Here is a 13,482-nt window from a genome sequence, read left to right as displayed (position 1 = left end):
GGCGACCCCCCCGCGGTTAGGCGGCGCCGCTCAGGCGCGACAGGGCCGCCTGCAGCTTGTCCCGGGCGGCTTGCGCATCGGCCAGGCGTTCGCGGTTCTCCTCGACCACCTCCTCGGGCGCGCGGGAGACGAAGTCGGCGTTGTTCAGCTTCCCGGAGATCTTGGCGATCTCGCCGGCCAGGGCGCCGACTTCCTTGCTCAGCCGCGCGCGCTCGGCGGCGAGGTCGATGAACTCGGCCACCGGCAGAGCGAAGGTGGCGCCGTGGACCACGAAGGGGATCGACCCGGCGGGCGCGGCGTCCACCGGCTCGACGCCCGACACGCGCAACAGTTGGGCGATCTGGGCGGCGTTGGCGGCGAGCGTGGCCCGCTGGGCGTCGGTCGCCTCGACCACCAGCAGTGGCGGCTTGGCCGAAAGCGGCACGTTGAGGCCCGAGCGGACCGAGCGCCCCTCGGAGATCGCCTCGACGATCAGGCCGATTTCGGCGTCGGCGGCCGGGTCGATCAGGCTCGACGGCAGGTCCGGCCACGGCGCGACCATCAGGAAGCCGGCGTGCGGGCGCTTGGCGCCGAGGTCCTGGGTCTGGGTCCACAGCTCCTCGGTGATGAACGGCATGACCGGGTGCAGCAGGGTCAAGATGACGTCGAGCACCCAGGCGGCGGTCGCCTGGGTCTCGGCCTTGGCGTCGGCGTCGTCGCCGGTAAGCAGCGGCTTGGCCAGTTCGACGTACCAGTCGCAGAACTGGTTCCAGATGAAGCGGTAGAGCTGTTCCGTCCCCTCACCGAAGCCACAGTCGGCCAGGGCGGCGGTGACGGCCTGGGCGGTGCGGGTCGTCTCGCCCACGATCCAGCGGTTGAGCGCGACCTTGACCTGCGACGGGTCGAACCCTTCGGCGCGGGCGCAGCCGTTCATCTGGGCGAAGCGCGTGGCGTTCCACAGCTTCGTACCGAAATTGCGATAACCTTCAATGCGCTGTCGCGAGAGCTTGATGTCGCGCGCCTGGCCCGACATGGCGGTCAGCGTAAAGCGTAGGGCGTCGGCCCCATAGTCGTCCACCAACTCCAGGGGGTCCATGACGTTGCCCTTGGACTTGGACATCTTGGCCCCGGTGGCGTCGCGGACCAGGGCGTTGATGAACACCCGCTTGAACGGGACCTCACCCGTGAAGTGGATGCCCTGCATCATCATCCGGGCGACCCAGAAGAAGATGATGTCGAAGCCGGTGATCAGGGTGTGGGTCGGGTAGAACCGACGCAGGTCGTCGGTCTCCTGGGGCCAGCCCAGGGTGGAGAACGGCCACAGGCCCGACGAGAACCAGGTGTCGAGGACATCCTCGTCCTGGCGCAGCGGGGTTGGGCGGCCGTAGTGCTCGTCGGCCTTCTTCTGGGCTTCGGCTTCCGTCTCCTCGACGAACGCCTTGCCGTCGGGACCGTACCAGGCCGGGATGCGGTGCCCCCACCAGAGCTGGCGGCTGACGCACCACGGCTGGATGTTCCGCATCCACTCGAAGTAGGTCTTCTCCCAGTTCTTGGGCACGAAGACGGTATCGCCCTCCTCCACCGCCTTGATGGCGGGCTTCGCCAGGACATCGGCGGCCACGTACCACTGGTCGGTCAGATAGGGCTCGACCACCACGCCCGAGCGGTCGCCGTGCGGGACGGTGTGGCGGGTCTTCTCGATCTCGCGCAGCAGGCCCAGGCGCTCGAACTCCTCGACCACCTTCTTCCGGGCGGCGAAGCGGTCAAGGCCCCGGTACTCCGGCGGAACGTTGTCGTTCATGCGCGCGAAGTCGTCGAAGACGTTGATCATCGGCAGGTTGTGGCGCTTGCCGAGGGCGAAGTCGTTGAAGTCGTGCGCGGGCGTGATCTTCACCGCGCCCGAGCCCTTTTCGGGATCGGGATATTCGTCGGCGATGATCGGGATCGGGCGGTTGACGATGGGTAGGCGCACGGCCTTGCCGACCACCGCCTTGTAGCGTTCGTCGTCCGGATGCACCGCCACGGCGGTGTCGCCCAGCATCGTCTCGGGCCGCGTCGTGGCGACGACGATCTCGCCCGAGCCGTCCTCCAGCGGATAGGCGAAGTGCCAGTAGTGGCCGTCGACTTCGCGCTGCTCGACCTCCAGGTCCGAGATGGCGGTCTGAAAGTGCGGGTCCCAGTTCACCAGCCGCTTGTCGCGGTAGATCAGCTTTTCCTTATGGAGCTGTACGAACACCTTGCGGACGGCGGCGCTCAGGCCCTCGTCCAGGGTGAAGCGCTCGCGGCTCCAGTCGCAGCTCGCGCCAAGGCGGCGCAACTGGTTGACGATGGTGCCGCCCGACTTGGCTTTCCACTCCCAGACCTTGGCCACGAACTCGTCGCGGCCCATGTCGCGGCGCGACTGGTTGCCGGCCTCGGCCAGCTGGCGCTCGACGACCATCTGGGTGGCGATGCCGGCATGATCGGTGCCGGGCAGCCACAGGGCCGCCTTCCCGCGCATCCGCTCGAAACGGATCAGCACGTCCTGCAGGGTGTTGTTCAGCGCGTGCCCGATATGCAGTGAGCCGGTGACGTTCGGCGGCGGGATGACGATCGAGAACGGCTCGGCGTTCGGGTCGTCAGTGGGCGCGAAGCGGCCGGATTTCTCCCAGGCCTCGTAGAGGCGCGGTTCGGCGGTCTTGGGATCGAAGGTCTTGTCGAGCATGTCGGGCAATCGTGGGCGTGAGGGGGCGTGCATACACAGCCCCCGTCATGAGCGGAAGCTTTCCCTCCCTTGATGGGGAGGGACAGGCCGCGCGAGCGGCCAGGGTGGGGAAGCGTGGCGCCAGGACTCGAGCGTCGGTGAGGATCAGCACCTCCTCACCCTGCTCGCCTCCGGCGAGCTGTCCCTCCCCATCAAGGGAGGGATGGCGCCTAGCGTACCCGGCCGCGGGCGATACGCTCGACCTCGGCCTCGACGGCCGTCTGGACGATGCCGGGCAGGTTCGCGTCGAGCCACTGTTGCAGCAACGGGCGCAGCATCTCGCGGACCACGTCCTCGAGGGTGCGGCCTTCGGCGGGCATCAGGATGCCGGACGACAGCTGGCCGAACGCCGAGGCCGCGGCGGCGGCCACGTGCTCGCTCACCAGCCCCTCCGACGGAGGCGTCGGATCGGCCATGGGCGGGGGCGGCGGTTCAGGTTCCGGCGCGGGCTCGGTCAGCGCATCGTTGGCCACGAAATCCAGGTCGCCGTGCGTCTCGACCTTCTGCGTCAGCTCGAGGTCGCTGTCGTCATCGTCGCCGAAATCCTCCACCGGCGCCGCGGCCCGTTCGGGCTCGGGTTCCGGCGGCGGAATCGGCAGCGGCGCCTCGGCCGCCTTGGCGACCGGCTCCGGCTCGGCGACCGGCGCCGCACCCTCGGCAGGCTGCTCGTCCTCCGAGATGATGCGGCGGATGGAGGCGAGAATCTCCTCCATCGTCGGTTCTTGGGACGTCTGTTCGGACATGAATCGGCCGCCGCGTTGAGTCTGCAGACTAGACCCTATGCGTGTGCGGCCGTTCCTGCAATTTCCCGACTAGCGACGCGTCAACGCGACGCTGGCGCTGCCGCCGGCGCAGGCGCCGGATCGAGGCCCGGGCCGATCGGCTTTTCGACGGGCTTCTCGCCCGGCTTGTTCGCCGGCCATGGCGTCGCGACCTGATCCACGACCCCGACCGCTTCTTCCCAGGGCACCCAGCCCCAGGTCATCCGCAGCTTGCGGAAATTCTTCGCCGAGTCGTACTGCGCGACCGTCGGGATCAGGTTCCGGCCCTCCAGCCGGCCCATGGTGGCCAGGACGTTGGCGGCGGCCACATATTCGTCGCGGCGCGAACTCACCTGATTCAGCTCCGCCTGGCGCAGTTCCTGTTCGGCGTTCAGCACGTCGATCGTGGTGCGCAGGCCCACCTGCTGCTCCTGGCGGGTGCCTTCGGCGGCGATCCGCGCGGCGCGCACCTGCTCCTCGCTGGACGCGATGTTGGCGCGCGCGGCGATCAGCTGGCTCCAGAACGTGGTGACGCCCTGCATGACGTTGCGGCGCACGCCCTCGACCGTGATCCGGTCGGCGTTGTTGCGCTCCACCGACTGGCGGATGCGCGAGCTGGTCAGGCCGCCGGAGAACAGCGGGACGCTGACATTCACGCCCACGGTGGACCCGCGGGAGAAGAAGTCCCGGCTCCAGACGTCTTCTGGATTCTGATTGCGAAATTCCAGCGAGGCCTGGGCGGCCACGTTGGGCATACGCTCGGCTCTAGCTCCGGCAACCCGCGCCCGGCTCGCCTGCTCGGTGAACTGCTGAGCGCGAAGCTGCGGATTGAACTCCTCGGCGACCTTGTAGGCTTCGTCGGGGTCGGTCGGCAGCAGGAAGGCCAGCGACGGTTCCGGCGCCAGCTCGCCCGGGTTCTGGCCGACGAGCGTCGCGTAGGTCGCCCGCGTGATCGCGAGCTGGGCTACCGCCGACTGCAACAAGGCCTGGGCCTGCGACAGGCGGGCTTGCGACTGGGCTACGTCGGTCCGGGTCACTTCGCCCACGTCGAAGCGGGCGTTCGATTCCTGCAGTTGCCGGGTCAGGACGTTGACGTTCTCCTGGCGGATGCGCAGCGTTTCCTGATCGCGCCGCGTATCGGAATAGGCCTGGATCACCGAGGCCAGAACCTGCGACTCGACGCGACGCAGGTTCTCGCGGCCAGCGAGCACATCTGCGTTGGCTGCGTTCACCGCCGCAGCGACGCGGCCACCGGTCCAGATGGGCTGGGTAAACGTGAGCGCGCCGCGCACGCTGCTGGCGTGCGCTCGCGTCGTCGTGTCGGGGATGCCATCACCGTTCCGATCGATGGCGCCCGCCGCGAGTTGCGCCTGGCGCGGCGTAGCGGTCTCGCCGTAGCTCCAGCCCCCGCTGAGTCCAAGTTGCGGCCGCCAGCCGCTGCGGGCCTGCACGTAGTTCTCGTCCAGGGCGCGCTGCGCGGCGCGCTGCGCCTGGAGGGTCGGGTTGTTCTGATAGGCGAGCGCGACGGCGTCAGCCAAGGTCTCGGCGGAAGCGGGGACCGCCATGCCGCCGGTCACGGCTGCACACACAGTCGCGGCCAACGGCCGGCCGCGGAGTTTCATAGACATTCGTTATCCCCGATCTCGCGAGAGACGCGCCCTTTATATGCGTTCGTCTGCCGCCTGGGCCAAGCTGCGTCACCTTAGCTTTTTTCACGCCACCGTTTCGAGGGTGTTTCACCCTGGGCTGCCTAAAGGGCGAAACCGTGACGTTGCTCGAAGCCGGCCAGCACCGGCGGAAAGGCGTCGAACAGGTCGCGGCGGCCGACGCCCTCCGCGGTGCGGACATAGAGGCCGGCCTTGCCCACCGGCCCGTCCCGCTCGACCACGCCCAACCGACCGTTCGTCGCGAGGGCGTCGATCCAGGCGTCGGGCGCGCGACCAACGGCCCCCTCGCACACGACGATGTCGAACTCGCCGGCGGGCAACGGCTCGCCCGCCTCGATCCGCGTCACCGCGCCGCCCAGTTCCTCGATCACCGCCGCCGCGTAGGGCGCGCTGATCGCCAGGGCGCGCTCGCCCGGCATGGGCCGCAGCGCCTGCAGCACCTTGGCCACGTCGCGCGGCTTCAGCAGCCAGCGGCCGGGCGCGTACTCCACCTCGATGTCGGTGTAGGCCAAATGTCCCTTGGCCTCGGGCACGAACCGCTCGCGCGGCAGGGCGCGCATAGCGTCGTGGATGCGCACGTCGGTGACATCCTGGGTTCGCACCTGGCTCTCCACCATATTCAGGCGGGCGGAGGTGAAGTCGACCATCGGAATCCTCAAGGCGCGGAAGTTGCGTCGGCCGGGTTATAGGCCCGCCGGGCCGGAAGGCAATTGCGGCTGATGGGCGGTTCTGTTAGTCCCCCGCGTCCACACCGGGCGTGACAGTCGGAAGTGGTCGCCGGTTCCGGCGTCCGTCACGCCCAACTTCCCGATTTGAGCCCTCCGGGCTCGTGGGGCCCGATGGCGGAGTGGTGACGCAGCGGACTGCAAATCCGTGCACCCGAGTTCGATTCTCGGTCGGGCCTCCAGGGAGTTTGATTTTATTTAAGTATTTGAATTTCACCCCATATTTCACCCCACATCCGCTTTCCACAGGGCGTTCTGATTCTTCTCTAGGCTGGAATTTTTGCCACCGCGTCCGCCTTCCAAGCGCCGGAGCGAGGACCAGCCCCTCAACGTACAAGCGATTCTGGAGCGGTCACGCACCGTAAACGGGCCGCCTAAGGTTCGTTTGGAAAGAGCTGCTGTTGAGCAGGAAAGCGGAGAATGGCTTTCGCTTCTTCATTCGCCATGCCGCCCGCAATGCCTTTCATCAAGACGTACGGCTGCATTGTTGGCTCAGCGAACCTGAAACGATAGGCGCGTGAATCCCCAGTCCGCTGAAGGATGCTGCCGCGCTTTTCGGTGTGCCAATCGCCGAGGTGGTTTTGATATTGGGCGATCGTCATCGGACGCCCCAATATTTTCTCCAAGGGCTCTCTTACCGCGGCAGGCGTGAAGTACCCCGCGTCGTCAGCGCGAGCGAGCGCGCAGGCCAGCAAGATTTCCTTGAACAGGTTTCCGGGCTGATTGCTGTTTGTCGCCATCACATAAGCGTCCCGCAAAGACTGCAGGGAACCCGTCAGAATCTCGTCGATCGCCGCGTCAACGTCCGCCTCGACGATGTGTCGTCGGAAGTTAGTTACAGCGCGGCTCGCGGCGTGCTTGCCGAGGCGGTGGACGTAGGTCGGAAGCCCCCGTGACAGGATTACGATTTTGGATCGTGCGTCAGGTTCGATGGTGAGGCCCAACTGAGCCATCCGTTTGTCGATCACCTCGCCCAACTCAGGGGCGGACATGCGCGGCATGAGCACCTCTTCGGTACAGCGGGAGATTGAACCGTGCTCTGAGAACAACTCGGTCACGCTGTCACCCACTCCGACCACGAGGATCGTCGCGCCCACCCCTTCATCTGATAGGGCCTTTATCGTGTTCGCCAACAGACTCGCCGTTCGACCTTGATCCCTAACTTCGTTGAATTCGTCGATGACAAATATAGGGATGTCATTCGCCGAGAATTGCTTCATCTCCCGAACAACGTCGTCTGGAGTTATTTTATCGGGGTAAAGTTCGGCCACCGTCGAGTCGGTTACCACTCCGTCGCTGCTGAACGAGAACCGCATATCTTTGAAGAATTTTCTCCAAATGGTCTCGAATCCATCCTCCGGCGTACAGCCCTTGCGGGAATGCACAACTCGCTGTCGTCCCGAAGGAACAAGGTGCTCCATAATCTGGGAGAGAGACGTCTTCCCGACACCGCGCTCACCGTAAAGGATCGCGTGGCGGCCGGGCTCTGCCACCGCGTCAATCAATTGCCTGATCTGCCCCTGCCGCCCCGCAAAGAGGTCCGCCAAGCGGATAGGCGTCGAGGGCGTGAATAGCTGGCCAATGTCGAAAAGCAGGCCCGGCACATCGTCCGGGGTCAACGGGCTGTGCGTCTTCGGAACCTTCGGCGCCATTAGTCCCCCGGGATAGTGAGATCAGTAGGGGCGATACTTATATCATTTCGACGGCCAGCGAAAGCACCTCACTCCAGAGGGTCGCAGGCCGAGACCACTGGAGCCATGAGAGCCGATCGAGGCCCAAAGCGCCCCACATTCCACCCCCATTTTGGATTGAGATTGTAGGCTGCGGAGAGAAACGGAGAGAGAACGGCGCGCGGGCGCAGCGGTGAATTTCCCATTATATTCAAACAGTAGGAGATGGACAGAGACGATGCTCCCGGCCTCGGTCGGGCCTCCAACTTTCCTCAAGCCAGTTCGCCTAGGACGGTCGGGATCAGCTCCGAGACGGTCGGGTGGATGTGCACCGTGCGCATGAGCTGCGTGTAGGGCTGTTTCGCGGCCATGGTGTCGAGGATCGCGTGGATCGCCTCGTCGCCCTCCACGCCCAGGATCGCGGCGCCCAGGATAGCGTCGGTCTCGGCGTCGACGACCACCTTCATGAAGCCCTGGGTCTCGCCCTTCTCGACGGCGCGGCCCACGCGGCTCATGGGGCGCTTGCCGACGCGAACCTTGTGGCCCGCGGCGCGGGCGGCGGTCTCGGTCATGCCGCATCGGCCGAGCGGCGGGTCGACGAACAGGGCGTAGGTCTCGATCCGATCGCTCACCCGGCGGGGGTCATTGTCGAGCAGGTTCGCCGCGACGATCTCGTAATCGTTCCACGAGGTGTGGGTGAAGGCGCCGCGGCCATTGCAGTCGCCCAGGGCCCAGACACCCTCGACGCTGGTGCGCAGCTGGTCGTCGACGGTGATGAAGCCGCGGGCGTCGGCCGCGATTCCCGCCGCCTCCAGGCCCAGGTCGTCGGTGTTGGGACGGCGGCCTACGGCCAGCAGGACGTGGCTGCCCACCACCGTCGGCTCGCCGGACTTGCAGTCGACGCCGACTTCCGCGCCCTCGGCGTGGGGCTTGAAGCTGATGCATTCGGCGCTGGTTCGGACGGCGATCCCCTCGCCTTCCAGGATCTCGCGGACCGCCTGGGACACCTCCTCGTCCTCGCGGCCGATCAGGCGCGGGCCCTTCTCCACCACCGTCACCTGCGCGCCGAAGCGCCGGTACATCTGGGCGAATTCCAGACCGATGTAGCTTCCGCCGACCACGACCAGATGGCGGGGCAGGACGTCGAGCGCGACGATCGAGGTGTTGTTCAGCCAGGCGACGTCGTGGACGCCGGGAAAGTCCGGGACCGTGGCGCGACCACCGACGTTGACGAAGATCTGCGGCGCCGTGAGGCGCTCGCCGTCCACCTCGACCTCGTGCGGCCCCACGAAGCGGGCCTGGCCGCGGATCAGTTCGACGCCCTTCATCCCGCCGATCCAGCCTTGCAGGCCGTTACGGGCGTTCATGGTCACGGTGCGCGCGCGAGCGGCGACCTTGGCCATGTCGACCGCGACCGGCCCCTGCAGGACCACGCCGTAATCCGCAGCGCGGCGGGCGACTTGGGCCGTCTTAGCGCTGGCGACCAGGGCCTTGGTGGGCATGCACCCCGTGTTGACGCAGGTGCCGCCCAGGTACTTCCGCTCGATGATCGCGACCGTCCGGCCCGCCGCGCTCAGGCGTCCCGCAAGCGCCGGGCCCGCCTGGCCCGCGCCGATGACGATGGCGTCGAAGGCCCGCTTCCCAGAAGAACCGGTCACAGCAGGTACGCCACGACGAGGGCCGCGCCGCCCACAGCGACGAGGTCTTCCAGCAGGGCGACGGGCAGGTCGCGCCCGAAGGCCCCGGCCAGCTTGCCTCGCGCCCACGCGCCGCCCAGCGTGCCGATCACCGCACCGACCGCGCCCAGCACCACCCCGGGGAGGAGGGCGCCGGCGGAAAGGCCGACGGCCGCGCCGGCCACGCCGCCGGAGACGATCCGGCCGCCGAATTGGGCGGGAACCTTGCGGCTGGGAGTCCTGGGCAGCTTGTCGTTGACGAGCTCGCCGACCGCGATGGCGGTGACGATCCAGGGCGTGACCGCGGCCCCCAGAAACGCCAGCGGCGTGCCGGTGAGCTTCAGGATCCCCATCGCTGCGGCCCAACTCACCGCCGCCACAGGCGTCACCGCCCGCAGCCCCGCGACGACCCCCAGCAGAATGGCGGCGAGATAGAAGGTCATGGCGGGCTCCCCAGCTCGTGGCCATCGGGCGCTTGAACGGCCGATGAAGGCACCTTAACCGGAAGCATGACCGACCACCTCCCATACGTTCTGGTTACCGGATCAACCCGCGGCATCGGGGCCGCCATCGTCGAGGCGCTACAGGGCCGCGCGCATGTAATGGGCCACGGCAGCGGCGACGCCGACCTGTCCGATCCCCTGGGCGCCGAGCGGCTGTGGGACGCTGCGATCGCCCAGCTGGGTCGGGTCGACGTGCTGATCAACAACGCGGGAGTGTTCGAGCCGGTGGCCGTCGACGCCGGCCTGGACGAGTGGCACGCCGGCTGGAGCCGGACGATGCAGATCAACTTGCAGGCCTCGGCCGACCTTTGCCGCCGGGCGATCCTGCACTGGCGGGAACGGGGAACCGGCGGGCGGATCGTCAACATCGCCAGCCGCGCGGCCTATCGCGGCGACAGCCCCGCTCACTGGCACTACGCCGCGTCCAAGGCCGGGATGGTGGGGATGACCAAGTCCATCGCGCGCGGCTACGCGCGGGAGGAAATCCTGGCCTTCGCCGTGTGCCCGGGATTCACGATGACCGGAATGGCGGAGGATTATCTGGCCAGTCGGGGCGGCGACAAGCTCCTGGCCGACATCCCCCTGGGGCGCGTGGCCGACCCGGCCGAGGTGGCGAGCGCGGCGGCCTATCTCGCGCTGGAGGCTCCGGCCTCGATGACCGGCGCGGTGCTGGACATCAACGGCGCGAGCTTCGTTCGATAATTTACATCCGTCATTTATCAGCCACGATTTCGGAGCGACCTTCTTCCTAACCCCGATTTCCAACGGGGCGCGTAGGTGCAGACAGACGCGAAACTGGGAGGTTCCGGATGGCCCATCGCCTGCGTGCATTGTTTCTGACCGTGCTGGCCGCGCAGGCGGGCGCACCAGTAGGCGCCCAGCCGCGCCGCCTCGTCGACGGCGCGCCATCCGCGGACGCCTGCGCGGAACTAGGGTTCAAGGCGCCGGCGACACCCCGAGACTACGGCGGCATGGTCGGCGCACCCCGGCTGGCCTACGCTCCGCCCCCTCCACCCCCGCCGCCATCGGCCGCGCCGAGCATGCCTCCCCTACCCGTGCCGCCCGTCGAGCGCCGGCGCGCCGATCCGTCGAGGTCGCGGGTCGAGGAAGTGGTCGTCACGGGCAGCCGCATCGCCCCGCAGGGGGTGGCGCCGGCGCCGGCCTATCAGCGCGCGCCCGCGCAGCCGATGGACACCGAGCGCTATCCGAACGCCGTGGCGAACCCGATCCGCCAGACCGCCAACGACCCCGTCTCGACCTTCTCCGTCGACGTCGACACCGCCGCCTATTCCAACGTCCGCCGCTTCCTGAACGACGGCGTGCGGCCACCGACCGACGCCGTGCGGGTCGAGGAACTGGTGAACTATTTCGACTATGGCTACGCACCACCGCAGGATCGGGCGACGCCGTTCAGTTCCTACGTCGCGCTGACGCCCTCCCCCTGGTCGGACCAGCGCCAGATCCTGCACATCGGCATCCAGGGTTTCGAGCTGCCCAAGGGCGAGCAGCCGCCGCTGAACCTGGTGTTCCTGATCGACACCTCGGGCTCGATGTCGTCCGAGGACCGGCTGCCCCTGGCCCAGAAGTCGCTGGGCCTGCTGATCGACCAGCTGCGACCGCAGGACCGGGTGGCGATGGTCGCCTATGCCGGCTCGGCGGGGGCGGTGCTCGCGCCGACCGACGGGCGGCAGAAGCTCAAGATGCGCTGCGCGCTGAACGCCCTGCACTCGGGCGGCTCGACCGCCGGCGGCCAGGGCCTGTCGCTGGCCTACGCCCTGGCGAAGCAGAATTTTGATCCACGCGCGGTGAACCGGGTGATCCTGGTCACCGATGGCGATTTCAACGTGGGCGTGGCCGATCCCTCGAAGCTGAAGGACTTCGTGGCGGAGAAGCGCAGGGACGGCGTCTATCTGTCAGTCTACGGCTACGGCCGCGGCAACTACAACGACGCCATGATGCAGGCGCTAGCGCAGAATGGGAACGGGACAGCCGCCTACGTCGACAGCCTGCAGGAGGCCCGCAAGCTGTTCAGAACCGACTTCACCAAGTCGCTGTTCCCGATCGCCGACGACGTGAAGATCCAGGTCGAGTTCAACCCGTCCCAGGTGAGCGAATACCGCCTGATCGGCTACGAGACGCGGATGCTGAACAGCGAGGATTTCAACAACGATCGGGTGGACGCCGGCGAGGTGGGGGCCGGCGCCTCGGTGACCGCGCTCTACGAGATCACCCCCGCCGGCGCGAGGCCCTCGGCCGATCCGCTCCGCTACGGTGGACGCGCGCCGCCACCCTCGCCGGCCGGCGAGCTGGCCTATCTGAAGATCCGCTACAAGCTGCCCGGACAGCCCAACTCCCGGCTGATCGAGCGGCCGATCAGCCGCGCCGACCTGAAGCCCAGCCTTCAGGCAGCGCCCGAGCCCACCCGCTGGGCCGTGGCGGTGGCCGGGTTCGGCCAGAAGCTGAAGCAGGACCCTCGCCTCTCCGACGACTTCGGCTGGCGCGATATCGTCAGCCTGGCGCAGGGCGGCCGCGGCGACGATCCGTTCGGCGAGCGGGCCGAGTTCGTGCAGCTTGTGCGGGCGGCCGCCGAGGCGCGCTCCCCGGGCGACGGCCGCTAGCCTGCGAAGCGAAGCGGCAGGGTGATCGTCGCCACATAACCCCGCTCGGGATGCGGGCCGGCCTGGACGCCGGCCCGGTCTCCAAACCGCGCCTCCAGCCGCCTGCGGACGTTGGCGATGCCCACGCCGGTTCCGGCCGGCCCGCCGCCGCCCGGACCGTTGTCGGAGACCTGCACCACCAGGTTGTCGCCCTCGCGACGAGCGGCGATCTCAATGCGTGTCTGCTGGCCGGGCGCATGCACCCCGTGTTTGACGGCGTTCTCCACCAGAGGCTGGAGGATCAGGCTGGGCGCCTCGGCGTCGGCGAGTTCCGCGGGCAGGTCCACCACGATCTCGAGGCAGTCGGGATACCGAAGCTCCTCCAGCTCCAAGTACAGACGCTGCTGCGCCACCTCGTCCGCGAGCTTCACCTCGCTCAGGGGATCGCGCGCAAGGCTGGCGCGAAAGAAGCTCGAAAGACGCAGGACCATGCGTTCGGCCTGGGCGTTGCGGCCGTCCAGGATCAGGGTCGCGATGGCGTTGAGGGCGTTGTAGAGGAAGTGCGGATTGACCTGATAGTGCAGCGCCCGCAGCTCGGCCTCCTTGGCCGCAATCAGGGCGGCGGAGAGGTTGGCCTCCCGCACCCGCGCCTTGCGCCCGCTCTCGAGGACAAGCACCAGCAGGATCCAGAGGCCAAACGGCACGAGCCAGTAGAGGCATTCCCAGGCGAGATACTGCAGGCCGTATTCGTCATCGCTCCGTAGCATGGGGGTGACGAGGTTGATGGCCGGCATCGACAGCGCGAACAGCCCGGCCGAGGACAGCAGGGCCGCGACCGCGACACCGCCGCGCACGGCCCGAGACTTGTCGCGCACCGCCCGCAGCACGGCGAAGCCCGCGAGGCTCAGGCCGCAGGCGATCACGACGCCGATCACGTGCCCCGCTATGTACCGAACCGGTAGCGGCGAACCGCGCATCGCCTGCAGGATCAGGGTCCACAGCTCCATGCCCGTCCAGAAGACGAGGGCGATGGCGGCCGTCTGAGCCCACTCGCGGCGCAGGGTCGAGCCGTCGTCCGTCGATGTCGCCATGCCTGACCGATCCCCTGCCCTCCGCCGCTGCTTAGGCGCGGCGCCGCGCTCGCCGGGGCAGGTTACGACG

10 protein-coding genes and 1 tRNA gene are annotated in these 13,482 nt (G+C 67.9%); 3 read left to right on the top strand and 8 right to left on the bottom strand.

All coding sequences use genetic code 11. The features are described from left to right. Window positions 1-16: 16 nt before the first annotated feature. The 4 genes from ACODSY_RS14555 to ACODSY_RS14540 form a co-directional block, all read right to left on the bottom strand. Window positions 17-2,683, bottom strand: coding sequence for a valine--tRNA ligase (locus ACODSY_RS14555; protein ID WP_488952476.1), 2,667 nt, complete (start codon window positions 2,681-2,683; stop codon window positions 17-19). Window positions 2,684-2,892: 209 nt separating this feature from the next. Beyond that, on the bottom strand, window positions 2,893-3,465 hold the full coding sequence (locus ACODSY_RS14550; protein ID WP_488952475.1) for a DUF2497 domain-containing protein: 573 nt from the start codon (window positions 3,463-3,465) through the stop codon (window positions 2,893-2,895). An 80-nt stretch (window positions 3,466-3,545) separates the two neighbouring features. Then, on the bottom strand, window positions 3,546-5,111 hold the full coding sequence (locus tag ACODSY_RS14545) for a TolC family outer membrane protein (RefSeq protein ID WP_488952474.1): 1,566 nt from the start codon (window positions 5,109-5,111) through the stop codon (window positions 3,546-3,548). 122 nt (window positions 5,112-5,233) lie between these two features. Then, on the bottom strand, window positions 5,234-5,797 hold the full coding sequence (locus ACODSY_RS14540; protein ID WP_488952473.1) for a protein-L-isoaspartate O-methyltransferase family protein: 564 nt from the start codon (window positions 5,795-5,797) through the stop codon (window positions 5,234-5,236). A gap of 186 nt (window positions 5,798-5,983) precedes the next feature. Here ACODSY_RS14540 and ACODSY_RS14535 point away from each other — a divergent pair. Then, window positions 5,984-6,057, top strand: a tRNA-Cys gene (locus tag ACODSY_RS14535). 192 nt (window positions 6,058-6,249) lie between these two features. On the opposite strand, the gene ACODSY_RS14530 is transcribed toward ACODSY_RS14535, so the two are convergent. The 3 genes from ACODSY_RS14530 to ACODSY_RS14520 all read right to left on the bottom strand — a co-directional run bounded on the left by ACODSY_RS14530 (window position 6,250) and on the right by ACODSY_RS14520 (window position 9,664). Then, window positions 6,250-7,527: an nSTAND1 domain-containing NTPase gene (locus ACODSY_RS14530; RefSeq protein ID WP_488952472.1), complete on the bottom strand. Its 1,278-nt coding sequence runs from the start codon at window positions 7,525-7,527 to the stop codon at window positions 6,250-6,252. 290 nt (window positions 7,528-7,817) lie between these two features. Next, window positions 7,818-9,203: an FAD-containing oxidoreductase gene (locus ACODSY_RS14525; RefSeq protein WP_488952471.1), complete on the bottom strand. Its 1,386-nt coding sequence runs from the start codon at window positions 9,201-9,203 to the stop codon at window positions 7,818-7,820. Continuing rightward, the gene (locus ACODSY_RS14520) at window positions 9,200-9,664 is read right to left on the bottom strand and encodes a DUF4126 domain-containing protein (RefSeq protein ID WP_488952470.1); all 465 of its coding nucleotides are present in this window, start codon (window positions 9,662-9,664) and stop codon (window positions 9,200-9,202) included. The genes ACODSY_RS14525 and ACODSY_RS14520 overlap by 4 nt, the downstream gene beginning before the upstream one ends. A 66-nt stretch (window positions 9,665-9,730) precedes the next feature. On the opposite strand from ACODSY_RS14520, the gene ACODSY_RS14515 reads away from it, so the two are divergent. Together ACODSY_RS14515 and ACODSY_RS14510 are read left to right on the top strand one after the other, a co-directional pair. Continuing rightward, window positions 9,731-10,426, top strand: a complete 696-nt coding sequence (locus ACODSY_RS14515; RefSeq protein WP_488952469.1) for an SDR family NAD(P)-dependent oxidoreductase — start codon at window positions 9,731-9,733, stop codon at window positions 10,424-10,426. Window positions 10,427-10,533: 107 nt separating this feature from the next. Next, complete coding sequence (locus ACODSY_RS14510) at window positions 10,534-12,342, top strand: vWA domain-containing protein (RefSeq protein WP_488952468.1); 1,809 nt, start codon at window positions 10,534-10,536, stop codon at window positions 12,340-12,342. On the opposite strand, the gene ACODSY_RS14505 is transcribed toward ACODSY_RS14510, so the two are convergent. Further along, window positions 12,339-13,412: a sensor histidine kinase gene (locus ACODSY_RS14505; protein WP_488952467.1), complete on the bottom strand. Its 1,074-nt coding sequence runs from the start codon at window positions 13,410-13,412 to the stop codon at window positions 12,339-12,341. The genes ACODSY_RS14510 and ACODSY_RS14505 overlap by 4 nt on opposite strands. Window positions 13,413-13,482 lie beyond the last annotated feature (70 nt).

The sequence above is a fragment of the Phenylobacterium sp. FG114 genome (assembly GCF_057809855.1).
Note: the sequence above shows the minus strand (reverse complement) of the source record. Positions and strands in the feature narration are given on the sequence as shown.

What these genes read in the sequence shown, in the direction of transcription:
- ACODSY_RS14555 (WP_488952476.1), bottom strand. Translation starts at nt 2,683, where the DNA reads ATGCTCGACAAGACCTTCGATCCCAAGACCGCCGAACCGCGCCTCTAC.
- ACODSY_RS14550 (WP_488952475.1), bottom strand. Translation starts at nt 3,465, where the DNA reads ATGTCCGAACAGACGTCCCAAGAACCGACGATGGAGGAGATTCTCGCC.
- ACODSY_RS14545 (WP_488952474.1), bottom strand. Translation starts at nt 5,111, where the DNA reads ATGTCTATGAAACTCCGCGGCCGGCCGTTGGCCGCGACTGTGTGTGCA.
- ACODSY_RS14540 (WP_488952473.1), bottom strand. Translation starts at nt 5,797, where the DNA reads ATGGTCGACTTCACCTCCGCCCGCCTGAATATGGTGGAGAGCCAGGTG.
- ACODSY_RS14530 (WP_488952472.1), bottom strand. Translation starts at nt 7,527, where the DNA reads ATGGCGCCGAAGGTTCCGAAGACGCACAGCCCGTTGACCCCGGACGAT.
- ACODSY_RS14520 (WP_488952470.1), bottom strand. Translation starts at nt 9,664, where the DNA reads ATGACCTTCTATCTCGCCGCCATTCTGCTGGGGGTCGTCGCGGGGCTG.
- ACODSY_RS14515 (WP_488952469.1), top strand. Translation starts at nt 9,731, where the DNA reads ATGACCGACCACCTCCCATACGTTCTGGTTACCGGATCAACCCGCGGC.
- ACODSY_RS14510 (WP_488952468.1), top strand. Translation starts at nt 10,534, where the DNA reads ATGGCCCATCGCCTGCGTGCATTGTTTCTGACCGTGCTGGCCGCGCAG.
- ACODSY_RS14505 (WP_488952467.1), bottom strand. Translation starts at nt 13,412, where the DNA reads ATGGCGACATCGACGGACGACGGCTCGACCCTGCGCCGCGAGTGGGCT.